The sequence below is a fragment of the Streptomyces longhuiensis genome (assembly GCF_020616555.1).
Classification (GTDB): domain Bacteria; phylum Actinomycetota; class Actinomycetes; order Streptomycetales; family Streptomycetaceae; genus Streptomyces; species Streptomyces longhuiensis.
In genome coordinates, this window is the sequence record NZ_CP085173.1 from 2,916,828 (window position 1) to 2,940,942 (window position 24,115).

At 69.8% G+C, this 24,115-nt stretch carries 17 protein-coding genes and 1 tRNA gene; 11 read left to right on the forward strand and 7 right to left on the reverse strand.

Going from position 1 to position 24,115, the window contains the following annotated elements:
• Positions 1 to 13: 13 nt before the first annotated feature.
• On the forward strand, positions 14 to 2,533 hold the full coding sequence (hrpB, locus tag LGI35_RS13690; RefSeq protein ID WP_227294131.1) for an ATP-dependent helicase HrpB: 2,520 nt from the start codon (positions 14 to 16) through the stop codon (positions 2,531 to 2,533).
• Here the strand turns inward: hrpB and pgfA are convergent.
• From pgfA to LGI35_RS13705, 3 genes are all read right to left on the reverse strand, one after another.
• Positions 2,523 to 3,524, reverse strand: a complete 1,002-nt coding sequence (pgfA, locus tag LGI35_RS13695) for a cell envelope lipid trafficking protein PgfA (protein WP_116502675.1) — start codon at positions 3,522 to 3,524, stop codon at positions 2,523 to 2,525. The genes hrpB and pgfA overlap by 11 nt on opposite strands.
• Before the next feature lie 21 nt (positions 3,525 to 3,545).
• Complete coding sequence (locus LGI35_RS13700; RefSeq protein ID WP_107489191.1) at positions 3,546 to 3,680, reverse strand: SPW_0924 family protein; 135 nt, start codon at positions 3,678 to 3,680, stop codon at positions 3,546 to 3,548.
• A 173-nt stretch (positions 3,681 to 3,853) separates the two neighbouring features.
• Positions 3,854 to 5,575 carry a lytic transglycosylase domain-containing protein gene (locus LGI35_RS13705; RefSeq protein WP_227294132.1) on the reverse strand — a complete coding sequence of 574 codons (1,722 nt, stop codon included), beginning with the start codon at positions 5,573 to 5,575 and terminating at the stop codon, positions 3,854 to 3,856.
• Positions 5,576 to 5,790: 215 nt separating this feature from the next.
• On the opposite strand from LGI35_RS13705, the gene LGI35_RS13710 reads away from it, so the two are divergent.
• Positions 5,791 to 6,669, forward strand: coding sequence for a DUF4184 family protein (locus LGI35_RS13710; RefSeq protein ID WP_227294133.1), 879 nt, complete (start codon positions 5,791 to 5,793; stop codon positions 6,667 to 6,669).
• 127 nt (positions 6,670 to 6,796) lie between these two features.
• Here LGI35_RS13710 and polA read toward each other — a convergent pair whose 3' ends face one another.
• A complete protein-coding gene (gene polA / locus LGI35_RS13715; RefSeq protein ID WP_227294134.1) occupies positions 6,797 to 9,523 on the reverse strand; it encodes a DNA polymerase I in 2,727 nt (908 codons plus the stop codon).
• A gap of 123 nt (positions 9,524 to 9,646) precedes the next feature.
• Between polA and LGI35_RS13720 the strand changes: the two genes are divergently transcribed.
• The 7 genes from LGI35_RS13720 to LGI35_RS13750 all read left to right on the forward strand — a co-directional run bounded on the left by LGI35_RS13720 (position 9,647) and on the right by LGI35_RS13750 (position 19,995).
• Positions 9,647 to 11,938: an FdhF/YdeP family oxidoreductase gene (locus tag LGI35_RS13720; protein WP_227294135.1), complete on the forward strand. Its 2,292-nt coding sequence runs from the start codon at positions 9,647 to 9,649 to the stop codon at positions 11,936 to 11,938.
• Positions 11,939 to 12,017: 79 nt separating this feature from the next.
• Positions 12,018 to 12,479, forward strand: coding sequence for a PaaI family thioesterase (locus LGI35_RS13725; protein WP_227294136.1), 462 nt, complete (start codon positions 12,018 to 12,020; stop codon positions 12,477 to 12,479).
• A 1,843-nt stretch (positions 12,480 to 14,322) separates the two neighbouring features.
• Positions 14,323 to 15,519, forward strand: coding sequence for a branched-chain amino acid ABC transporter substrate-binding protein (locus LGI35_RS13730; RefSeq protein WP_227300296.1), 1,197 nt, complete (start codon positions 14,323 to 14,325; stop codon positions 15,517 to 15,519).
• A 192-nt stretch (positions 15,520 to 15,711) separates the two neighbouring features.
• Positions 15,712 to 16,644 (forward strand): branched-chain amino acid ABC transporter permease, encoded by a 933-nt coding sequence (locus LGI35_RS13735; RefSeq protein WP_227294137.1) that lies wholly within the window; start codon positions 15,712 to 15,714, stop codon positions 16,642 to 16,644.
• 5 nt (positions 16,645 to 16,649) lie between these two features.
• Positions 16,650 to 18,422 (forward strand): branched-chain amino acid ABC transporter permease, encoded by a 1,773-nt coding sequence (locus LGI35_RS13740; RefSeq protein WP_227294138.1) that lies wholly within the window; start codon positions 16,650 to 16,652, stop codon positions 18,420 to 18,422.
• Between the two features lie 5 nt (positions 18,423 to 18,427).
• Positions 18,428 to 19,282, forward strand: a complete 855-nt coding sequence (locus LGI35_RS13745; RefSeq protein ID WP_227294139.1) for an ABC transporter ATP-binding protein — start codon at positions 18,428 to 18,430, stop codon at positions 19,280 to 19,282.
• The gene (locus LGI35_RS13750; RefSeq protein ID WP_227294140.1) at positions 19,279 to 19,995 is read left to right on the forward strand and encodes an ABC transporter ATP-binding protein; all 717 of its coding nucleotides are present in this window, start codon (positions 19,279 to 19,281) and stop codon (positions 19,993 to 19,995) included. Before LGI35_RS13745 ends, LGI35_RS13750 begins: the two co-directional genes overlap by 4 nt.
• 76 nt (positions 19,996 to 20,071) lie before the next feature.
• Here the strand turns inward: LGI35_RS13750 and LGI35_RS13755 are convergent, their stop codons facing one another.
• Positions 20,072 to 20,728, reverse strand: a complete 657-nt coding sequence (locus LGI35_RS13755; protein WP_227294141.1) for an ANTAR domain-containing response regulator — start codon at positions 20,726 to 20,728, stop codon at positions 20,072 to 20,074.
• 100 nt (positions 20,729 to 20,828) lie between these two features.
• On the opposite strand from LGI35_RS13755, the gene LGI35_RS13760 reads away from it, so the two are divergent.
• Both LGI35_RS13760 and LGI35_RS13765 read left to right on the forward strand, forming a co-directional pair.
• Positions 20,829 to 20,903 (forward strand) — tRNA-Leu (locus LGI35_RS13760).
• Positions 20,904 to 21,009: 106 nt separating this feature from the next.
• Entirely contained in the window at positions 21,010 to 21,771 is a 762-nt protein-coding gene (locus LGI35_RS13765; RefSeq protein WP_227294142.1) for a helix-turn-helix domain containing protein, read from the forward strand.
• 14 nt (positions 21,772 to 21,785) lie between these two features.
• Here the strand turns inward: LGI35_RS13765 and pyk are convergent, their stop codons facing one another.
• Together pyk and LGI35_RS13775 are read right to left on the reverse strand one after the other, a co-directional pair.
• Positions 21,786 to 23,222 (reverse strand): pyruvate kinase, encoded by a 1,437-nt coding sequence (gene pyk / locus LGI35_RS13770; protein ID WP_227294143.1) that lies wholly within the window; start codon positions 23,220 to 23,222, stop codon positions 21,786 to 21,788.
• Between the two features lie 154 nt (positions 23,223 to 23,376).
• Positions 23,377 to 24,096, reverse strand: a complete 720-nt coding sequence (locus LGI35_RS13775) for an SIMPL domain-containing protein (RefSeq protein WP_227294144.1) — start codon at positions 24,094 to 24,096, stop codon at positions 23,377 to 23,379.
• Between the last annotated feature and the right edge of the window lie 19 nt (positions 24,097 to 24,115).

Below are 24,115 nucleotides of genomic sequence, written 5' to 3' on the forward strand. Positions count from 1 at the left end.
AGAGACTGAGCGTGTGATCCGTGACGACGCTCTCGACCTGCCTGTACGCAGTGCGCTGCCCGGCCTGCGCGATGCCCTCGACGGGCCCGCGGCGCCGGGCAGCGCCGTTCTCGTGGCGCCGCCCGGGACCGGCAAGACGACCTTGGTGCCGCTGGTGCTCTCCGGGCTCGTCGGTGACGGGCCCGCTCGGCGTGTCGTCGTCGCCGAACCGCGGCGGATCGCGGCGCGGGCCGCCGCGCGGCGGATGGCGTGGCTGCTCGGCGAGAAGGCCGGCGAGAGCGTCGGCTACACGGTGCGCGACGAGCGGGTGATGGGGCGCCACGCGCGCGTGGAGGTCGTCACGACGGGTGTGCTCCTGCAACGGCTCCAGCGCGACCAGGAGCTGGCCGGCGTGGATGTCGTGATGCTCGACGAGGTCCACGAGCGGCATCTGGACGCGGACACCGTCGCGGCGTTCCTGTGCGACGTGCGCGAGGCGCTGCGGCCCGAGCTTCGGCTGGTGGCGGCGTCGGCGACGACGGACGCGCAGGGGTGGGCGCGGCTCCTCGGCGGGGCGCCCGTGGTCGAGGCCGAGGGAATCTCGTATCCCGTGGAGACGGTGTGGGCGCCGCCCGCGCGTCCGGTGCGGCCGCCGCACGGGATGCGGGTGGATCCGGCGTTGCTCACGCACGTGGCGTCGGTGGTGCGGCGCGCGCTGCGGGAGCAGGGCGGGGATGTGCTGTGTTTCCTGCCGGGGGTCGGTGAGATCGCGCGCGTGGCCGGGCAGTTGGGCGATCCGGGTGACGTGGACGTGTTGCAGGTGCACGGGCGGGCGCCCGCCGCGGTACAGGACGCGGTGCTCTCGGCGGGCGCGCGACGGCGGGTGGTGCTCGCCACGTCCGTCGCCGAGTCGTCGCTGACGGTGCCGGGTGTGCGGGTCGTCGTGGACTCGGGCCTTGCGCGGGAGCCCCGGGTGGACCACGCGCGCGGGCTGAGCGCGCTGACGACCGTACGGGCCTCGCAGGCGGCGGGGCGGCAGCGGGCGGGGCGTGCCGGACGCGAGGCTCCCGGGGTGGTGTACCGGTGCTGGGCGGAGGCGGAGGACGTTCGCCTCGCGCGGTTCCCGGCGCCGGAGATCAAGGTGGCGGACCTGACGGCGTTCGCGTTGCAGGCGGCGTGCTGGGGCGATCCGGACGCCTCGGGCCTCGCGCTCCTGGATGCTCCGCCGGCCGGGGCGATGGCGGCGGCCCGGTCCGTCCTGACGGCGATCGGGGCGGTCGAGGCGGACTCGGGCCGGGCCACGGAGCGCGGCGCCCGCCTCGCGGGCCTCGGCCTGCATCCGCGCCTGGCCCGCGCCCTCCTGGACGCGACCCCTGTGGTGGGTGCGCGCCGCGCGGCCGAGGTGGTCGCCCTCCTGAGCGAGGAGCCGCCCCGCGACTACGGCGACGACCTGGCCGCGGCGTGGCGCACCGCGCGCCGGGGCGCCGACGCGTACGCCGCGCGCTGGAAGACGGAGGTGCGGCGGCTCACGGGGGCGGCCGGGCAGAACCCCGCGCGGGATGACGCTCCCGGGGACCTGTCCGAGGACCGGGTCGCCGGAGTCGTCGCCGCGCTCGCCTTTCCGGAGCGGGTGGGGCGTGGGCGCGACGGCGAGTACCTGATGGTGTCCGGGACGCGGGCCGCGCTCGCGGACGGGTCACGGCTGCGGGGCGCGCCGTGGATCGCCGTCGCGGTCGCCGACCGGCCCGTGGGCGCCGGGCACGCGCGCGTGCGGCTCGCCGCGGTCGTCGCCGAGGAGGTCGCGCTGCGGGCCGCCGCTCCGCTGCGTACCGAGGGGGACGAAGTGGCGTGGGCCGACGGGGAGTTGGTGGCGCGGCACGTCGAGCGCCTCGGCGCGGTGGAGCTCGCCGTGCGCCCCTTGAAGGAGGCCGCCCCCGCTCTCGTACGGGAGGCGTTGAAGGAGGGGCTGCGGCGGGAGGGGTTCGGGCTGCTGCGGTGGTCACGGGAGGCCGGGGAGCTGCGCGAGCGGCTCGCTTTCCTGCACCGGACACTGGGGGCGCCCTGGCCGGACGTGTCGGACGACGCTCTGCACGCGCGCGTGGACGAGTGGCTGGAGCCGGAACTCGGCAAGGCGCGGCGCCGGTCCGATCTGGGCCGGATCGACGCGGGGCAGGCGCTGCGGCGGCTGCTTCCCTGGGCGGGCGGTGACGCCGCCCGCCTCGACGAGCTCGCCCCGGAGCGCCTTGAGGTGCCGAGCGGGTCCCGGATCCGGATCGACTACGCGAACCCCGAACAGCCCGTACTGGCCGTGAAGTTGCAGGAGATGTTCGGGCTGCACGAGTCGCCGCGTGTGGCCGGTGTGCCGGTCCTGGTGCATCTGCTGTCACCCGCGGGGCGTCCCGCTGCGGTGACGGCGGATCTGGCCTCCTTCTGGCGCGAGGGGTACCGGGCGGTGCGGGCCGAGCTGCGCGGCCGGTACCCGAAGCATCCGTGGCCGGAGGATCCGGCGGACGCGGTCGCGACGCGGCACACGAGCGCGCGGCTCAGGCGCTGACGGGTTCCGGCTCGTGCTCCGGGGCGGCCTCCGGCTCGCCCGGACGGCGGCTGCGGGCCTCGAGCCACAGGGAGAGCGCGAGCAGCAGCAGGCCGAGGGTCAGGAAGCCCCATGGCAGATACGAGGTGAGCAGGACGACCAGGACACGGTTGGACTTGACGAGGGCGACCGTCGACCTGATGTAGTCCTCGCGCATCTTCACGTGCCCGGCGAAGACCGTCACCTTGTCGCGGCCGCCCAGGAGCGTGCCGCCGCGGAGTTCGTTGTGCTGGATCTCCTCGCCGTAGACGGGGGCGCCGGTGACCGGCTCGACCCAGAACTTACGGACCGTGGTGTACCAGCGGGTCGTGCCGGTCTTGGCGACGGACTCCGGCGTGATGCCCTTGACGGGCATCGTCTTCGGGAGGGGGACCTTCATCCACGGGATGGTCTGTTCGAAGTAGTAGACCTTCAGGCCGCGGAACGTCTGGGTCCCCTTGTAGTGGATCGGCCGGGTGACGCGGGCCTGGGCGTCGTAGTACTCGTAGTCCCGCTTCTCGGTGAGGAAGGGCCACTTGAACTCGATGCCGTCGCGCCTGACCTTGTCGCCGTCGACGGTCTCGGCGTACTTGCCCGTGGGGTGGACGGGCGCCTGGCTGTGGGCGTCGAAGACGTAGCGCTCGGGGACCTGGGAGACCATCTTGCCGTCGGGGCCGACGATGTAGGAGAGGGAGTCCCAGACGACGACGTCGCGGCCCGCGCTCTTCTCGACCTGCTCGGAGGCCTCCACGTTCCCCTTGAGCGTCTGGACGACGGTGACCTTGGAGACCTTCTTCGACTGCATCGAGCCGTAGTCGAGGAGGGTCGGGTTCTTGGCCTCAAGGACGGCGTTCTGGTACTGGCCGGCCGGGATCTTCGCGAGGCGCGGGAACGCGTACCAGCGCATCAGCGGGGACATCGCCGTGCAGAACACGGCGAGGGCGAGCAGGATCAGGCTGGCCTTGCGGCGCATCGCGGCGGCCTCCTCGGCAGGTCAGGGGTGCTTGGGGACGGTGGTCAGCAGCGGCTTGGGCGAGGTCTCGCCGGGCGGGGAGCCGATCGCCGAGATCGTGATGACGAGGGCGAGCGCCACGGCCAGACCGGTCGCGGCGGCGATCAGGGCACGCATGCAGCCTCCCGGCGGATCACCGGATCTGGAATCTGATAGGGCGTCAGGGCTGGGGCACCGTAGCAACGCGCGGCCGAGATGAGAACACGTTGCACAACAGCGCCGCCCCCTCGGCCGGTGAACGGCGAGGGGGCGGCGCGGGGCGTGCGCATACGGCTTGTGCCGTACGGGAGTTACGTCGCCGAGGGCGAGGCGGACGGGGACGGGGTTGCCGTGGCGGCGGCCGCGGTCACCTTCAGTTCGACGGTGAGGGTCGCGCCGCCGGTGGTGTTGACGCGGAGCAGGAACGTGCCCGTCGCGTCGTCCGCGTAGATCCTCGGCAGCTGGAGGCGGCCGTCGCCGTCGGTCTTGAGGCCCTTGAGGGTGCGGATCGCCTTGCCGTCCGCGTCCTTGAAATAGGGGCCCTTGTCGTTCTCGGTCGCGTCGTCCTTGGACTTGATCAGCGTGGCAGTGGTGGCGACCCCGTCGGCGGCGTCGCCCTTGTACGTGGCCCTGACCTGGACCGGGTCGGCGAACTGGCCGCCGGCCTCGCAGGTCAGTTCCGTGCTGTCGGTCCTGGTGAGGGCGTCGGCCTGGCGCGCGGAGACGGTCGCCGTGTAGTCGAGGCCGGGCAGCTTCCGGTCGACGACGGTGGCGCGGACGGTGAACTCGCCGGTGTCCTCGCCCGCCCGCAGCGGCGGCGCGGTGGCCTTGCCGGTGCTGTCGGTGACGACGGTGACGGTCTTGAATCCGCCGCTGAAGGCCAGGTCCGTGTCGCCGACGACGGTGAGCTTCACCTTGACCGTACCGACACCCTTGCCCGCGGCGTTCTCCGTGCGGACGGCGACGCGTTCGGCGAAGGCGTCACCGGCGGTCGCACCGAGCGTGCCCGTTCCGGCGTCCTCGATGCGCGTGACCGTCTCGGCGGCCGTGGGCGGTGCGGGGCTCGTGGAGCCTCCGCCGCCCGGCTTCGACGGGTCGGTGCTCGAACCGCCGCCGGGCTTGCTCGGCTTGGGCGACGTGGAGGCTCCGGGAGACGGGCTGGTCGTGCCGGGGCTGCTCGGCGAGGGCGAGGGGCTGGGGCTGCCGTCGCTGCGGTCGCCGGGCTGGACACCGGTGCCGTCCGGGACCTCGTGGGTGCCCTTGCGGTAGAACTCGAACCACTTCAGGACCGTGTTGAGGTACTCCTGCGAGTGGTTGTAGCTCAGGATCGCCGCGTGCAGGCCGCCACTCTGGGAGAGGTCGCGGTCGCCGCGGCACAGGTAGTGGCCTGCGGCGAGGGCGGCGTCGTAGATGTTGTTGGGGTCCTTCTTGCCGTCGCCGTTGCCGTCGCGGCCGGACCACTCCCAGGTCGACGGGATGAACTGCATGGGGCCGACGGCCCGGTCGTGCGTCGTGTCGTTGTCGTAGGCGCCGTTGTCGGTGTCGGTGATCCTCGCGAAGCCGTTGCCGTCGAGGGGCGGGCCGAGGATCCGCTTGAGCGTCGTGCCGTTCGCGTCGACGTTGCCGCCGCGTGCCTGGCCCGACTCGACCTTGCCGATCGCGGCGAGGAGCTGCCAGGGGAGATTGCAGCCCGGCTTGGTCGCGGCGAGCTCCGCCTCGGCCTTCTTGTAGGCGTCGAGGACGGTGGCCGGGATACCGGACTCGTTCGCGCCGGTACCCGTGCCGCCCGGGCTGCCGGGACCCGTACTGGGCGGCGCGGTGGGGCTGTTGAGGTCCGGCAGATCGGTGTAGTACGGGGAGTTGCCGGTCGCCGAGTCGCCGGGCGAGGGCGCCGCGTCGGCGGCGGACTGTCTGCCGTTCTGCGTGTCCGTGAAGCCGGGCGCCTGGGACGCGGAAAGTGCCGCCACGGCGGCAGCCGCCACAGCGGTCGTCATCGCGGACCTGCGCAACCGCTTTCCGAATAGCGCCGCCATACCGTGAGCCCCTCCGATTGCCGACCGTTTACGGGTCAGTCCGCGCTCCCCGGCGCGGAGTGACCCAGGCGACACTACGACAACTTCCGGCGCCCAGGCACCCGTTCGTGCCCGATTTTTGCCGGTTGGCCATGTAGGCGTTACCGCGGTCGCCACGGGCCATACTGAGCGGCACCGCGTAGGCGCCGCATCAGGAACCGTCCGAGGGGGACCACTTGCCGTTCACGATCAGCCATGCCGCGGCCGTGCTGCCGGCCGTCCGCCGCGACGGTACCGGGCGCGGCGCGCTCGTGCCCTCGCTGCTGGTGGCGGGCTCGTTCGCGCCCGACGTGACGTACTTCGCGGCGAGCGCGGTGCCGGGGGCGATGGAGTTCGGGGACTTCACCCACTCCTTCCCGGGCGTCTTCACGATCGACGTGGCCGTCGCCGCTGTACTGGTCGGTCTGTGGCGCCTGTTGCGGGAACCGGTGATCGCGCTGCTGCCGGGGCGGGTGCGGGGGCAGGTCCTCGTGGTGGCGCGAGGTGCGGGCACCGGGCGTCCGGCCGGCGCCTTCGCGTGGGAGCGGCGGCCGGTGGCCGCGGTGTGGTGGTGGTACGTGTCCGCCGTCCTGGGCGCGACGACGCACGTGGTGTGGGACGCGTTCACGCATCTCGACCGGTGGGGCATGCGCGTCTTCCCGGTCCTCGGCGAGGAGATCGCCGGCTCCCCTCTCTACTGGTACGCGCAGTACGGGGGTTCGGCGGTCGCGCTCGTGGTGATCGCGCTCTTCGTGGTGTCGGCGGTGCGCCGTGTCCCCTCGGCGGCCGCCGCCGACGCCCGCGCCGCGCTGCCTCAGCTCTCCGTGGGTGAGAGGTGGGTGGCGGCGCTCGTGATCGGCGGGTGCGTGGCGGTGGCCGCGGGGGTGCGGACGGTGCGCTGGTGGACGTACTGGGGCGCGGTCGCCAAGCCGTGGGAGATCATCCCGACCCTGTGCTTCGGCGGGGGCGCGGGCCTCGTCCTCGGTCTGGTCGTGTACGCGCTGCTCGTGCGGGGACGTCGAGGTCCGGCCGGACGCGAGGTGGCGCCGGCTCCGGTGAGACAACAACAACGGTGATACGACAGCGGTGAACGCGGTAAGGGGCGGAGCCCCTTGGCTCCGCCCCTTACCTGAACTACGGCTCACCTGAACAGCAGCCCGAACTACGGTCCGGGCGACAGCTCGAACCACGGCCGGCCGCAGGCTAGTGCGCCGCGGACTCCCAGTCCGGGCCGACGCCCACCGACACGTCCAGCGGCGCCCGCAGATGCACGGCCCCGGCCATCTCGCGCCGGACCAGCTCCTCCGCCGCCGCGGCCTCGCCCGGGGCGATCTCCAGGACGATTTCGTCATGGACCTGGAGCAGCAGCCGGGACTTGAGCTTCGCGTCCTTGAGCGCCTTGTCCACGTTCAGCATGGCGATCTTGACGATGTCGGCGGCCGTGCCCTGGATCGGCGCGTTGAGCGCCATGCGCTCGGCCATCTCACGGCGCTGGCGGTTGTCGCTGTTGAGGTCCGGCAGATACCGGCGTCGGCCGAGCATCGTCTCGGTGTAGCCCGTGGCGCGCGCCTCGTCGACGACGCGGCGCAGATAGTCGCGCACGCCGCCGAACCGCTCGAAGTACGTGTCCATGAGGACCCGCGCCTCGCCCGGCTCGATGTTCAGCTGCCCGGACAGGCCGAACGCGGACAGGCCGTAGGCGAGCCCGTACGACATGGCCTTGATCTTGCGGCGCATCTCCGCGTCGACGGCGGACCGCTCGACTCCGAAGACCTGCGCGCCGACCGTGGTGTGCAGGTCCTCGCCGGAGGTGAACGCCTCGAGGAGGCCCTCGTCCTCGGAGAGGTGCGCCATGACGCGCAGCTCGATCTGGCTGTAGTCCGCGGTCATGAGCGACTCGAAGCCCTCGCCGACGACGAAGCCGCGGCGGATGGCGCGGCCCTCGTCGGTGCGGACCGGGATGTTCTGCAGGTTCGGGTCGGTCGAGGAGAGCCGGCCCGTCGCGGCGACGGTCTGGTTGAACGTCGTGTGGATGCGGCCGTCCGCGGCGATCGTCTTGATGAGGCCCTCGACGGTGACCCGAAGCTTGGCCTGCTCGCGGTGGCGCAGCATGATCACGGGGAGTTCGTGGTCGGTCTGCGTGGCCAGCCAGGCGAGCGCGTCCGCGTCCGTCGTGTACCCGGTCTTCGTCTTCTTCGTCTTGGGGAGGTCGAGCTCGCCGAAGAAGACTTCCTGGAGCTGCTTGGGCGAGCCGAGGTTGAACTCGTGGCCCACGGAGGCGTGCGCCTCCTTCACGGCCTGCTGGACGGCGCCCCCGAACATCTGCTCCATGGCCTCCAGGTGGGCGCGGTCGGCGGCGATGCCGTGCCGCTCCATGCGCGCGAGGAGCGTGGACGTGGGCAGCTCGACGTCCTTGAGGAGATCGGCCGCGCCGACTTCCCGGAGCTTCCCGCCGAAGGCCTCGCCGAGGTCGAGGATCGCGCGGGCGTGCACCATGAGCGCGTCGGCCTCGGCCTGGTCGTCGTCCTCCGTACCGAAGGCGAGCTGTCCGTCGGCCGCGGCCGGGGCGAGCTCACGGCCCAGGTACTCCAGGGTCAGCGCGTCGAGCGCGAAGGAGCGGCGGCCGGGCTTGACCAGGTACGCGGCGAGCGCCGTGTCCATGGTGATGCCGTCCACGGTCCAGCCGTGCTCGGCGAAGACCCGCATGACGTTCTTCGCGTTGTGCAGGACCTTGGGCTTCGCGGCGTCGGCGAGCCACGCCGCGAACGCGTTCTCGTCGGCCTCGTCGAGCTGGGTGGGGTCGAACCAGGCGGCGGCTCCCCCGGCGCCGGCGAGCGCCACCTCGGTGACGGATCCCGCACCGAGCGCCCAGGTGTCGACCGTGGCGAGGCCCAGGGCGGCGTCGCCGTGCTCGGCGAGCCACGGGGCCACCTCGCCCGCGCCGAGCACCGAACCGTCGACGTCGACGCCGGGCTCGGCGGGCGTCTGCTCGGCCTCCTCGGCGCCCGGGTCGACGGCGAGGAGCCGCTCGCGCAGCGACGGGTTACGGATCTCCAGGGTGTCCAGGACCATCGCGACGGCCGTGCGGTCGTACGCGGCGCGCTCCAGGTCTTCGACCGTCTGGGGGAGCTCGACGTCGCGCACCATCTCGGTGAGCCGGCGGTTCAGCTTGACGGCTTCGATGTGGTCGCGGAAATTCTGCCCGGCCTTGCCCTTGACCTCTTCGGCGCGCTCCACGAGCTCGGCGAACGAACCGAACTGGTTGATCCACTTCGCGGCGGTCTTCTCGCCGACGCCGGGGATGCCCGGCAGGTTGTCCGACGGGTCGCCGCGCAGCGCCGCGAAGTCGGGGTACTGGGCCGGCGTGAGCCCGTACTTCTCCTCGACCTTCTCCGGCGTGAACCGCGTCAGCTCGGAGACGCCCTTCGTCGGGTAGAGCACCGTGACGTGATCGCTGACGAGCTGGAACGAGTCCCGGTCGCCGGTGACGACCAGCACGTCGAACCCGGCGGCCTCGGCCTGGGTGGCGAGCGTGGCGATGATGTCGTCCGCCTCGAACCCGTCGACCGCGAAGCGCGGGGTGTGCATCGCGTCGAGGAGCTCGCCGATCAGCTCGACCTGCCCCTTGAACTCGTCCGGGGTCTTCGAACGATTCGCCTTGTACTCCGTGAACTCCTCGGAGCGCCACGTCTTGCGCGAGACGTCGAACGCCACCGCGAAGTGCGTGGGCGCCTCGTCGCGCAGCGTGTTCGCCAGCATCGACGCGAAGCCGTAGATCGCGTTCGTCGGCTGTCCGGTCGCGGTCGTGAAGTTCTCCGCGGGCAGCGCGAAGAACGCGCGGTACGCCAGCGAATGCCCGTCCATGAGCATCAGCCGCGGCCGGCTGCCTGAGGTCTTCTTCTCGGTCTTCTTCGCTGCTGTCTCTGCCACGCCCCCGATCCTGCCACGCCCCACTGACAGTCCGGTCCGTCACGGGCCTCCGATGAGAGCTGTCAGTCGTGCGTGCGAGGATCGGCGACGTACCTCACACGCGTGCTCGAAGGGGAACAGACGATGGCAACGAAGCCGCCCACGGGGGATCCGGTCCAGGACGCGCCGCAGGTGGACGCGCCGCTGCGCGCCGCCGCCGGACTGCCCGCCGTCGCCCATTCCCTCAAGATCGCCCAGCAGCAGATGGGCGTGCGCCGCACCGCGCTCACCCTGCTCCGCGTCAACCAGAAAGACGGCTTCGACTGCCCGGGCTGCGCCTGGCCCGAGCCCGAGCACCGGCACAAGGCGGAGTTCTGCGAGAACGGCGCGAAGGCGGTCGCCGAGGAGGCCACCCTGCGCCGGGTCACGCCCGACTTCTTCGCCGCGCACCCGGTCGCCGACCTCGCGACCCGCTCCGGGTACTGGCTGGGCCAGCAGGGCCGCCTCACGCACCCCATGTATCTCGCGGACGGCGCCGAGCGCTACGAGCCGGTGTCCTGGGAGCGCGCCTTCGACATCATCGCCGAGGAGCTGACCGCCCTGGCCTCCCCCGACGAGGCCGTGTTCTACACCTCGGGCCGCACGAGCAACGAGGCGGCGTTCCTCTACCAGCTGTTCGCCCGCGAGTTCGGCACGAACAACCTGCCCGACTGCTCGAACATGTGCCACGAGTCGTCCGGTTCCGCGCTCACGGAGACCATCGGCATCGGCAAGGGCAGCGTCTCCCTGGAGGACCTCTACAAGTCCGACCTGATCATCGTGGCCGGGCAGAACCCGGGCACGAACCACCCGCGCATGCTCTCCGCCCTCGAGAAGGCGAAGGCGAACGGCTCGAAGATCATCACGATCAACCCGCTGCCCGAGGCCGGACTCGAACGCTTCAAGAACCCGCAGACCCCGCAGGGCATGCTCAAGGGCGCCACCCTGACCGACCTGTTCCTCCAGATCCGCCTCGGCGGGGACCAAGCCCTCTTCCGCCTCCTGAACAAGCTGATCCTGGAGACCGAAGGCGCCGTCGACGACACCTTCATAGCGGAACACACCCACGGCTACGAGGAGTTCACCGCGGCCGCCCGCGCCGCCGACTGGGACGCGACGCTGACGGCGACGGGCCTGGAGCGCGCCGAGATCGAGGAGGCCCTCGCCCTGGTGCTCGCCTCCGAGCGCACCGTCGTGTGCTGGGCGATGGGCCTCACCCAGCACAAGCACTCGGTGCCCACGATCCGCGAAGTGGTCAACTTCCTGCTCCTGCGCGGGAACATCGGCCGCCCCGGCGCGGGCGTGTGCCCGGTGCGCGGCCACTCCAACGTGCAGGGCGACCGCACCATGGGCGTCTTCGAGCGCCCCGCGCCCGCCTTCCTGGACGCCCTGGAGAAGGAGTTCGGCTTCGCACCGCCCCGCGAGCACGGCTTCGACGTCGTACGGGCCATCGAGGCGCTGCGCGACGGCGCGGCGAAGGTGTTCTTCGCGATGGGCGGCAACTTCGTGGCGGCCTCCCCCGACACCGACGTCACCGAGGCCGCGATGCGCCGCGCGGCCCTGACGGTGCACGTGTCGACGAAGCTCAACCGCTCCCACGCGGTCACCGGCGCGCGCGCCCTGATCCTGCCGACGCTCGGCCGCACTGAGCGGGACCTCCAGAGCAGCGGCGAGCAGTTCGTGACGGTCGAGGACTCCATGAGCATGGTCCACGCCTCACGCGGCCGCCTCGCGCCCGCGAGCAAGCACCTCCTGTCGGAACCGGCGATCGTGGCCCGCCTGGCGCGCCGCGTCCTGGGCGACGCGTCACGCACGCCCTGGGAGGAGTTCGAGAAGGACTACGCCACGGTCCGCGACCGCATCGCGAAGGTCATCCCGGGCTTCGAGGACTTCAACGCGCGCGTGACCGGTTCCGCCGGCCACCCCGGCGGCTTCACGCTGCCGCACGGCCCGCGCGACGAGCGGCGCTTCCCCACCGCCACCGGCAAGGCCAACTTCACGGCCGCGCCCGTCGCGTACCCGAAGCTCCCCGAGGGCCGGCTGCTGCTGCAGACCCTGCGCTCGCACGACCAGTACAACACCACCATCTACGGCCTCGACGACCGCTACCGCGGCATCAGGAACGGCCGCCGGGTCGTCCTCGTCAGCCCCCACGACGCCCAGGGCCTGGGCCTCGCGGACGGCTCCTACGTCGACCTGGTCAGCGAGTGGACGGACGGCGTGGAGCGCCGCGCCCCCGGCTTCCGCGTCGTTCACTACCCGACGGCCCGCGGCTGCGCGGCCGCGTACTACCCGGAGACCAACGTCCTGATCCCGCTGGACTCCACCGCTGACACCAGCAACACCCCCACCAGCAAGTCCGTCGTCGTCCGCCTGGAACAATCGGCGACCGACTGAGCGTTTGCTCAGGCAGCCGACCAGGCAGAACAGCACCCCACGCACGAACACCGACAGACGACGAACGGAGCCGGGCACCATGGGCGAGCACAGCAGCGTGAAGTTCCCGCAAGAGATCATCGACGAGTACGCGGCGCTCGGCGTCGACCTGCCCGCCCTGTTCTCCGCGGGGGACCTCGGCACCCGCATGGGCGTCCAGATCAAGGAAGCGTCCCCCGAGCGCGTCGTCGGCACCATGCCCGTCGAGGGCAACACCCAGCCCTACGGTCTCCTGCACGGCGGCGCGTCCGCGGTCCTCGCCGAGACCCTCGGCTCCGTCGGCTCGATGCTCCACGGCGGCAGTGCCAAGATCGCCGTCGGCGTCGACCTGAACTGCACGCACCACCGCGGCGCCCGCTCCGGCCTCGTCACCGGCGTCGCCACCCCCGTACACCGCGGCCGCTCCACGGCCACGTACGAGATCGTGATCACCGACGAGCAGGACCGGCGGGTCTGCTCGGCCCGCCTGACCTGCCTCCTCAAGGACATGCCCAAGAGCTGAGGCCTCACGTCCGACGCGGGACTCCGTCCGGCGAAGGACACATCGGGCGAAGGACTCGTCCGGCGCCGAGCTCGTCCGACGCAGGGCTCGTCCGGCCCCGGGCTCGTCCGACGCAGGGCTCGCCCGTCACCGGGCCGGTCCGCGACAGGCCGATCCAGCCGATCCACCACCACAAGGCTGGTCCGGTCCTGACAAGGACGGTCCTGACAGGGCTGCCCCGCCACGGGGCTCGTCCGCGACAGGGCTCGTCCATGACAGAGCTCGTCCGTGACAGGTCCGGTCCTGACCGGGCTGACCCGCCACGGGGCTCGTCCGTGACAAGGCTGGTCCGGTCCTGACAGGGCTGACCCGCCACAGGGCTCGTCCGTGACAGGGCTCGTCCAAGCCAGAGCTCGTCCGTGACCAGGCTGGTCCGGTCCTGACCGGGCCGGTCCGTCACAGGGCGCGACCACGATCACGACGCTCCACGCCGCTGTTCCCGGCACGGACGGCCACCGTCGCCGCGCCGGGCAGCGCAGGCGTCCCCCACGGGACGGGAGCCGTCCAGCACGGCACCTGGCCGCCGCCTACGCGAGTCCGGCCCGCCCACCGACAGGCCTCACCGCCCCACCGGACGCCTCGGCGCAGACGTTCACCAAGTCGCGACCCACCACTCAACTACCCGACGCAGAACAGCAGTTGAGGCCGTCGCCCGCATTGGCGGACTCTCCCCCTCCGCACCGGCGTTGAGCATGGCCGGTATCGGCCCCTCGTCGAGCCAGAACCTCCCTCCGACGACGGCGCCCCGCACACCCACATGCACGCCCAAGCCCACACCGACACCCTGTGGGCCGCCCCCCAACTCCCTCCACCCTTAAGAGCGTTGGGCGGCGCTTCCGTCACGCCTGCGCCGCACCCTGCAAGCCCTGCTCGTCGCAGTGACCGTCGCGGGGCGCCTACGCGCACACCGCCCTCACCACCACCCCCGGCCGCACCCTCCCCGATCCCTTACCCCTCCCAGGTCACCTTCCGGCACTACGAGGGAAGCGGCGCGCCGGACCCGCACCACCCGCGATCCGCCACCTTCCGCCTCACCGTCTCCGTGCGCGACACCCAGCCCGTGATCATCCGTCAAATACAAGTCGCACTACCGGGATTGCATACCCGCGTCATCCCCGCGCTGCCACTGACAGTGAAGGGCGGCACCCCGAAACCCCTCACTGTCGCATCTCCGTACACAAGCGCGCCACCCTGCCGCCCGGCTTCACCCTGCCGCACCTCGCCCTCGGCCTTCGGAACCGTCAGGCACAGCAGCAGCACAGCCACCACTTCGGCGGCGCCCGCCCCCGCGACCTCGCCGCCTGTCCGCACGCCGCCTGCGGGACGCCGAAGGGCACTCCGGGCCGCCCCGCGGACCGCGAACGGATCTCACATGGAAGTAACACTCGGTTACCTCTGTCGCAACAGAGCAATGCGGAGCGCGAGCCACCGCCCCCGAAGCGCCCGGCATCCGCCTCCCCAGCGGCACACTTCCACCCGCAAGGACCAAGATCACCCCAAGTTCCTTAGCGGAACAGCATGTTCTCCCCATGCGAGCGCCGGCACCCTCCGGCCAAAAGTCCCAATCGCCCCCACTGCACCCACCGACGAGCACCGCGTCATAACAAGAGCGTCACATCCTTCCCTCCTCAGCTCCCCACCCCACCCACCTGCGCTTATAGTCACGGCCAGTCACCGCGCCGCCGGGCGCGTCTGCTGCACGGCCCTGTACCACCCCAGTACGGCCCGGCGAGACACACGGCCCCCAACCGCGGGAGCCGCGCCAGGGAGAGGATTGATCGTGCGACACCGTTCCTTGCTCATCATGACCAGCGTGCTCACCACCGGAGCACTCACGCTCACCGCCTGCGGATCGCGCGACGACGACAAGGGCAGCGACAGCAGCAAGAAGACCACCGTCATCATCGGCGTCGACGCCCCGCTCACCGGCCAGAACTCGGCCACGGGCCTCGGCATCCAGGGCGGCGTGCAGATCGCCGTGAACGACGCCAACAAGAACAACACCGTTCCCGGCGTGACGTTCAAGGTCCAGGCGCTCGACGACAAGGCGATCCCGGCCCAGGGCCAGTCCAACGCCACCCAGCTCGTCCAGAACGAGAAGGTCCTCGGCGTCGTCGGCCCGCTGAACTCCGGTGTCGCCACCCAGATGCAGCAGGTCTTCGCCACCGCCAACCTGGTCGAGGTCTCCCCGTCCAACACGGCCCCCGAGCTCACCCAGGGCAAGAACTGGCAGACCTCCAAGTCCCGCCCGTTCAAGACCTACTTCCGCACCGCCACCACCGACGCCCTGCAGGGCGGCTTCGCGGCCGACTACGCCTACAACACGCTGAAGAAGCGCAAGGTGTTCGTGGTCGACGACAAGCAGACCTACGGTGCCGGCCTCGCCAAGCTCTTCAAGGCGGGCTTCACCAAGGCCGGCGGCAAGGTCACGGGCCAGGACCACGTCAACACCGGCGACACGGACTTCTCCGCCCTCGTCACCAAGATCAAGAACTCCAAGGCCGACCTCGTCTACTACGGCGGCCAGTACGACGAGTCCGAGAAGCTCACCAAGCAGCTCAAGGACGGCGGCGCCAAGGTCCCGCTGTTCGGCGGTGACGGCATGTTCAGCGACACCTACATCCAGACCGCCGGCAAGACCTCCGAAGGCGACCTCGCCACCTCGGTCGGCCAGCCCGTCGACTCCCTGCCCTCCGCCGCCGACTTCATCAAGAAGTACAAGGCCTCCGGCCTCAAGGGCGACTACGGCACGTACGGCGGCTACTCCTACGACGCCGCCACCGCCATCATCAAGGCGATCGGCAACGTCGTGAAGGACGGCAAGGTCCCCTCCGACGCCCGCACCAAGATCGTCGGCGAGGTCCAGAAGACCAAGTTCGACGGCATCGCCGGACCCGTCTCCTTCGACGAGTACGGCGACACCACCAACAAGCAGCTCACCGTCTACCAGGTCGTCGACGGCAAGTGGAAGGCCGTCAAGAGCGGCACGTTCAACGGCTGATCCGAACCACCCCGGGCCACCAGGCGGTTCGGTCACCAAGGGCCACGGCCCGACCGAACCGCCGACCCGGTCCACATCACCGGGACAGGCCCTCAGCACCACCTCTGGGCCGCGCGGCCATGACCACCCGTCACCGCGCGGCCCGCTTCATACGCCCTGCTCAACCTCTCCCCACCACATGGAGGCCATGCGGTGAACACCCTGCCGCAGCAGCTGGCCAACGGGCTGTTCCTCGGCTCGATGTACGGGCTGATCGCCATCGGCTACACGATGGTGTACGGCATCGTCCAGCTCATCAACTTCGCCCATGGCGAGATCTTCATGACCGGCGGCTTCGGCGCACTCACGGTCTACCTCTACGTTCTGCCCAACGGCACATCCATGTGGATAGCCCTCCCCGCGATGCTGATAGGCGGCGGAATCGTCTCCGTCCTCATCGCCGTCGGGGCCGAACGCTTCGCCTACCGACCACTGCGCGGAGCACCACGCCTCGCCCCGCTCATCACGGCCATCGGTCTGTCGCTCGCGCTCCAGCAGCTCGTCTTCAACTGGTACCCGAACGCCAAGAACGACCTCAAGTTCCCCCAACTGCCCTTCGGACCCGTCCACATCGGCTCCATCAGCATCCAGAGCGGCAGCGTCTTCGTCATCATCGCCGCCCCCCTCTGCATGGCGGCCCTCGCCCTGTTCGTCAGCCTCTCCCGCACCGGCCGCGCCATGCAGGCCACCGCGCAGGACCCTGACACCGCGCAGCTCATGGGCATCGACACCAACCGCATCATCGTCATCGCCTTCGCCATCGGCGGCTTCTTCGCCGCCGTCGCAGCCGTCTCGTACGGCCTGCGCTACGGCACGGTCAAGTACGACATGGGCTTCCAGATGGGCCTCAAGGCCTTCACCGCAGCCGTCCTCGGCGGCATCGGCAACATCTACGGCGCCATGATCGGCGGCCTGGTCCTCGGCCTCGCCGAAACCATGGCCACCAGCTACATCGACGGCATCCCGGGCATGCAGCAGCTCGGCGGCGGCGGCTGGTCCTCCGTCTGGGCCTTCGTACTCCTCATCCTCGTACTGCTGTTCAGGCCACAAGGCCTCATCGGCGAACGCGTCGCGGACAGGGCGTGAGCACCATGGCAACCACAGACACCACCACCCCCGCCCGCGGTCTCATCGCGCTCCCCCAGACCGCGGCCCGCACCCTCGTCGCCGTCGGCGCCGTCGCCACCATCGCCAGCACCTTCATGTCCTGGACCTACACGTCCGACTTCCCCGGGGACCTCACCTACTACGGCTCCCCGGCCGGACTCCAGATCCTCGCCCTCGTCGCCGGCGTCCTGACCCTCCTGTTCGCGCTCACCCTCTTCGGTGTCCGCGGCCTCGGCTGGCTCAACCCAGCAGGCGCCACCCAGCCCGTCCTGCTCGCCACCGCGTCCGCGTTCGCCGTGAGCTGGTTCAGCGCCATCGCCATCGCCGTCGACCTCAAGGGCCTCGTCGCACTCGACCCCGGCGCGTACATCGCCGCCGTCGGATCCGCCATCGCCCTGGTCGGCGCGCTCGCGCTCCCCACGCCCGGTGACACCTTCAAGGACTACGTCACCAAGCCCGGACGCATCCCCCCGGCCGCAAAGCTCCCGGCCTGGGGCGAACGCCTCGTCATCACCGCCGCCACCGCCCTCGCGCTGATCGTCTTCGCCTACGGCGTCGGCGTCGACCCCGACGCGAGCGAAACGTTCCTGGGCTACATCCTCCTGGTCGTCCTCGGCACCTGGTCCCTGTTCACCGCGGGACTCTTCGACCGCTTCGCCCAGCTCAACGCCGGCCACAAGGGATTCGCCACCTCCATGGCCTTCCTCGCGGCGGCCCTCTTCCCCTTCGTCGAGAACAACGAGCACAACTCCAACCTCGGCGTGAACATCCTCGTCGTCGCCACCGTCGCCCTCGGCCTCAACATCGTCGTCGGCCTCACCGGCCTCCTCGACCTCGGATACGTCGCCTTCCTCGGCGTCGGCGCCTACGCGGCCGCCCTCGTCTCCGGATCCGAGTTCTCCCGCTTCGCCGGCGTCCAGTTCCCCTTCTGGGCCGCCATGCTCACCGGCATGCTCGCGTCGCTCGTCTTCGGCGTCCTCATCGGCGCCCCCACCCTGCGTCTGCGCGGCGACTACCTCGCCATCGTGACCCTGGGCTTCGGAGAGATCTTCCGCATCACCGTCAACAACCTCGACGGCACCTCCGGGCCCAACCTCACCAACGGCCCCAACGGCATCTCCATGATCCCGGACCTCGAGATCTTCGGGTTCAACTTCGGAAGCAACCACGACATCGGCGGATTCTCCCTCGGCCGCTTCGCGAACTACTTCCTCCTGATGCTGCTCATCACCGCGATCGTCGTCCTCGTCTTCAACCGCGCCGCGGACTCCCGCATCGGCCGCTCCTGGATCGCCATCCGCGAGGACGAGACCGCCGCCACCGCCATGGGCATCAACGGCTTCCGCGTCAAGCTCATCGCCTTCGCCCTGGGCGCCTCTCTCGCCGGCCTCGCCGGCACCGTCAGCGCCCACGTCGGCTACAGCGTCAACCCGGCCCCGTACCAGTTCGCCGGCTCCGTGCCCCCGAACTCCGCGTTCCTCCTCGCCGCCGTCGTCCTCGGCGGCATGGGCACCGTCAACGGACCCATCCTCGGCGCCACCCTGCTCTACATGCTCCCCGAGAAGCTCAGCTTCCTGAAGGAGTACCAGCTCCTCGCCTTCGGCGTCGCACTCGTCCTCCTCATGCGGTTCCGCCCCGAAGGCATCATCGCCAACCGCCGCCGCCAACTCGAGTTCCACGAGAGCGACGACTCCGTCCACATCCCCGAACAAGGCCTGCCCGACTCCACCGTCGGCGTCACCAAGGCAGGGGCGTAACCACCATGACCACCACCACAGCCCTCAGCCCCGTCCTCGAAGCCACCGGCGTCACCATGCGCTTCGGCGGCCTCACCGCCGTACGCAACGTCGACCTCACCGTCAACGCCGGAGAGATCGTCGGCCTCATCGGCCCCAACGGCGCGGGCAAGACCACCTTCTTCAACTGCCTCACCGGCCTCTACGTCCCCACCGAGGGCAAAGTCGCCTACAAAGGCACCGTGCTGCCCCCCAAGCCGCACCTGGTCACCAGCGCCGGCATCGCCCGCACCTTCCAGAACATCCGGCTCTTCGCCAACATGACCGTCCTGGAAAACGTCCTCGTCGGCCGCCACACCCGCACCAAGGAAGGCCTCTGGTCCGCCATCCTCCGCGGCCCCGGCTTCCGCAAGGCAGAAGCAGCCTCCCGCGAACACGCCATGGAACTGCTGGAGTTCGTCGGCCTCGCCCACAAGGCCGACCACCTCTCCCGCAACCTCCCCTACGGCGAACAGCGCAAGCTCGAAATCGCCCGCGCCATGGCCAGCGAGCCCGGCCTGCTCCTCCTCGACGAGCCCACCGCCGGCATGAACCCGCAGGAGACCCGCGCCACCGAAGACCTCGTCTTCGCCATACGCGACCGCGGCATCGCCGTCCTCGTCATCGAGCACGACATGCGCTTCATCTTCAACCTCAGCGACCGCGTCGCCTGCCTCGTCCAGGGCGAAAAGCTCGTCGAAGGCACCTCCGAAGTCGTCCAGGGCGACGAACGCGTCATCGCCGCCTACCTCGGCGAACCCTTCGAAGGCGCCCCCGAAGACACCGCCGCAGCCGCAGTCGAAGCCGCGGAAGCACACGCCACGGAAGGAGACGACCAGTGAGCGCACTCCTCGAAGTAGAAGACCTCAAGGTCGCCTACGGCAAGATCGAAGCCGTCAAGGGAATCTCCTTCAGCGTCCAAGAGGGCGAAGTCGTCACCCTCATCGGCACCAACGGCGCCGGCAAAACCACCACCCTGCGCACCCTGTCCGGGCTCCTCAAGCCCCTCAGCGGCAAGATCACCTTCGACGGGAAACCCCTCGCCGGCATCCCCGCACACAAGATCGTCGCCATGGGCCTCGCCCACTCCCCCGAAGGCCGACGCATCTTCCCCCGGCTCTCCATCGCCGAGAACCTCCAGCTCGGAGCGTTCCTCCGCAAGGACACCGCCGGCATCGAAAAAGACATCCAGCGCGCCTACGACCTGTTCCCCATCCTCGGCGAACGCCGGAAGCAAGCCGCGGGAACCCTCTCGGGCGGCGAACAGCAAATGCTCGCCATGGGCCGCGCCCTCATGTCCCAGCCCAAACTGCTCATGCTCGACGAACCCTCCATGGGCCTCTCCCCGATCATGATGCAGAAGATCATGGCGACCATCGCCGAACTCAAGTCCCAGGGCACGACCATCCTCCTGGTCGAGCAGAACGCCCAGGCCGCGCTCTCCCTCGCCGACCACGGCCACGTCATGGAAGTCGGCACCGTCGTCCTCTCCGGATCCGGACAGGACCTCCTCCACGACGAATCCGTCCGCAAGGCGTACCTCGGCGAAGACTGAGCCCGCCCGCACCTACGACTGAGGCCCGTACCCCCGAAGGGGTACGGGCCTCAGCCACGACCGGCGGGGGCGGAACTCAGCCCTTCGCCGCCTTCTTCTCCTCGGCGTCCTGAATAACCGCCTCAGCGACCTGCTGCATCGACAGCCGACGATCCATCGACGTCTTCTGAATCCACCGGAACGCCGCCGGCTCCGTCAGGCCGTACTGCGTCTGCAACACCGACTTCGCCCGGTCCACCAGCTTCCGCGTCTCGAGGCGCTGCGTCAGATCCGCGACCTCGTTCTCCAGCGTCCGCAGCTCCTGGAACCGCGACACCGCCATCTCGATGGCGGGAACGACATCACTCTTGCTGAACGGCTTCACCAGATACGCCATCGCACCCGCGTCCCGCGCCCGCTCCACCAGATCGCGCTGCGAGAACGCCGTCAGCATCAGCACCGGAGCGATCGACTCCTCGGCGATCTTCTCCGCCGCCGAGATGCCGTCCATCTTCGGCATCTTCACATCAAGGATCACCAGATCGGGCTTGTGCTCACGCGCCAGCTCGACCGCCTGCTCACCGTCACCGGCCTCACCGACGACGGTGTAGCCCTCTTCCTCGAGCATCTCTTTGAGGTCGAGGCGGATCAGAGCCTCGTCCTCGGCGATGACGACACGGGTCGTCAGCGGCGGGACGTGCGACTTGTCGTCGTCGGGCGCGTCTACGGGCTGGGGCGACTCGGGGGCGGTCACGATAGCTCCTAGTTCAGGGCACGGGTACTGCTCCCAAGAGCGTACCCAGCTGCGGTAAGGTGGTCGGGCAGCGGGTCGGGGTAAACCTTCGATTCCGTGGGCCCCGGTAGCCCAATTGGCAGCAGGCAATGGATTCAAAACCCATACAGTGTCGGTTCGAGTCCGACTCGGGGCACTTTTCCTTGGATTCCAAGGTCGCAACACCGAAGCGAATGTTCACCTTCCCGTGAACCTCCGCTTTTTGCTGCGTGCCGTAGCGATCAGTCGCACAGAGTGGCCACATGTACGACATGGGCACGCGTAAACGAGTTCTGTCCCTGGTCTCCCAGGGGCGCAGCCTGAACTCGGTGAGCAAGGAGACCGGGGTCTCCCGGGCCGCAATCCGCTCCTGGCAGGTCAACGTCGAACCGCGCAAGCGCTCAGGTCTTCCCTGCCCCAGATGCGGCGACGCCCCAGGGCTGCCGGCGGACCAAGCGGCGTACTCCTACCTGTTGGGCCTCTATTTGGGCGATGGCTGCATCAACGAACAGCGACGGGGCGTCCACTGCCTGCGCATCGTCATGGACAATGCCTGGCCCGGTCTTGTCGACGCCTGCGAAGCGGCCATGCGATCGGTCCGCCCGGACAACAGTGTGTGTCGCGTCAAGAAGCAGGGCTGCGTCGCAGTCACCGCCACCAGCAAACACTGGCCCTGCCTCTTCCCTCAGCACGGTCCCGGCAAGAAGCACGACCGGAAGATCGTGCTGGAACCCTGGCAGCAGGAGATCGTCGACACTCATCCGTGGGAGTTCGTCCGAGGACTCATCCACTCCGACGGCTGCCGGATCATCAACTGGACCGAGAAGGTCATCGCCGGCGAGCTCAAGCGCTACGAATATCCCCGGTACTTCTTCACCAACCTGTCGGACGACATCATCACGCTCTTCACCGACACCCTGGACAGCGTGGGCGTTGAGTGGCAACAGGCGAACCATCGCAACATCTCCATCGCCCGCAAAGCCTCGGTCGCCCTCATGGACACCCACATAGGCCCCAAATACTGACCTGGCCCTGACCTCTACTTCGGGCTGTCGTCCTCGCCGATGTGGTGGACGCGGACCAGGTTGGTGGAGCCGGAGACTCCGGGAGGGGAGCCGGCCGTGATGACGACGATGTCGCCCTTCCGGCACCGGCCGTACTGGAGGAGGAGTTCGTCGACCTGGTCGACCATCGCGTCGGTGGAGTCGACGTGGGGGCCGAGGAAGGTCTCCACGCCCCAGGTGAGGTTGAGCTGGGAGCGGGTGGACGGCGTCGGGGTGAAGGCGAGGAGCGGGATGGGTGAGCGGTAGCGGGAAAGGCGGCGGACCGTGTCGCCGGACTGGGTGAAGGCCACCAGGAATTTCGCGCCGAGGAAGTCGCCCATTTCGGCCGCGGCGCGGGCGACGGCTCCGCCTTGGGTGCGGGGCTTGTTGCGTTCGGTGAGGGGCGGGAGCCCCTTGGCGAGGATGTCTTCCTCGGCCGCTTCGATGATGCGGCCCATGGTGCGGACCGTTTCGACGGGGTATTTGCCGACGCTGGTCTCGCCGGAGAGCATGACGGCGTCGGTGCCGTCGATGACGGCGTTGGCGACGTCGCTCGCCTCGGCGCGGGTGGGGCGCGAGTTGTCGATCATCGAGTCGAGCATCTGGGTCGCGACGATGACCGGCTTGGCGTTGCGCTTGGCGAGTTTGATGGCGCGCTTTTGGACGATGGGGACTTGTTCGAGGGGCATTTCGACGCCGAGGTCTCCGCGGGCGACCATGATTCCGTCGAAGGCGGCGACGATGTCGTCGATGTTGTCGACGGCCTGGGGTTTTTCGACCTTGGCGATGACGGGGAGGCGGCGGTCTTCCTCTTCCATGATGCGGTGGACGTCTTCGATGTCGCGCCCGCTGCGGACGAAGGAGAGGGCGATGACGTCGGCGCCGGTGCGCAGGGCCCAGCGGAGGTCTTCCTGGTCCTTGTCGCTGAGTGCAGGGACGGAGACGGCTACGCCGGGGAGGTTGAGGCCTTTGTGGTCGGAGACCATGCCGCCTTCGATGACGGTGGTGTGGACGCGGGGGCCGTCGACACCGGTGACTTCGAGGGTGACTTTGCCGTCGTCGACGAGGATGCGTTCGCCGGTGGTGACGTCGGTGGCGAGGCCGTTGTAGGTGGTTCCGCAGGTCTGGCGGTCGCCTTGGATGTCGGGTTCGACGGTGATGGTGAATTCGTCGCCGCGTTCAAGGAGTACGGGGCCTTCACGGAAGCGTCCGAGTCTGATCTTCGGGCCTTGAAGGTCTGCGAGGATTCCGACGCTGCGGCCGGTTTCGTCGGAGGCCTTTCGGACGTGGTGGTAGCGCTCCTCGTGTTCGGCGTAGGTGCCGTGGCTGAGGTTGAAGCGGGCTACGTCCATTCCGGCTTCGACGAGTGCCTTGATCTGCTCGTACGAGTCGGTGGCGGGGCCCAGGGTGCAGACGATCTTTGCTCGGCGCATGGTTCGAGCCTAGGGCTTACCGGTGGGTAGGGAATTGGTTGTGCGTGACTACCCAACCACCTTTGAGTGAAGGGTTATTGACAAGTGTTGAATTGTGCATGGGGGTGCTCCGATGAGCATGTATTTCGGTGCGCTTGTTCGGAGGGCGGGGCTTTCAGAGCTCGGGCGGGTGCATGGTGAATCGGGCGTTGACGTTGGCGTAGACGGTTTGGCGCTGGGGTTCGAGGTCGAGGGGTGCAGGGGTGTCGTCGGGGGCGCCGGAGTAGGCGGCCATGCGCATGTGGGGTGCGCCGGGGACGGGTCCGTAGCGGTCGGGGTCCTCGGCTCCGGTGTCGGCGAGTTCGATGAGGGCGGCGAGGCGGGTGCCGAGGGCTTCGGCGTATTCGCGGGCGCGTTGGACCGCTTCGTGGACTGCTTGTTGGCGGGCGGTGCGGTGGACGGGTGAGTCGGGGCGCAGGGACCACCAGGGGCCGTCGATGCGGGTGAGGTCCTGGTCGGCGAGGCGGGTGGTGAGTTCGCCGAGTGCGGTGAAGTCGGTGAGTTCGGCGGTGATGAGGACACGGCCGTGGTAGGCGCGGATGCGTTCGGTGCGGCCGTGGCGGGTGAGTTCGGGGGTGATGGAGAAGGCGCCGGTCTCGAGTTTTTCGATGGCTTCTCCGTAGCTTTTGATGAGGTCGAGGGTGGTGGTGTTGCGGCGGGTGAGGTCGGTGAGGGCTTCGCGGCGGTCGGTGCCGCGGGCGCTGAGGGTGATGCCGATGCGGGCGAGGTCGGGGTCGGTTTCGATGCGGGCTTCGCCGCGGACGGCGATGCGGGGGGCTTGGGGGGTGCCGTAGGGGGTGGGTTGTCCGTCGGGGGGCGTTTCGTCGGGGGTCATGCAGTCACTCTGGCAGCAG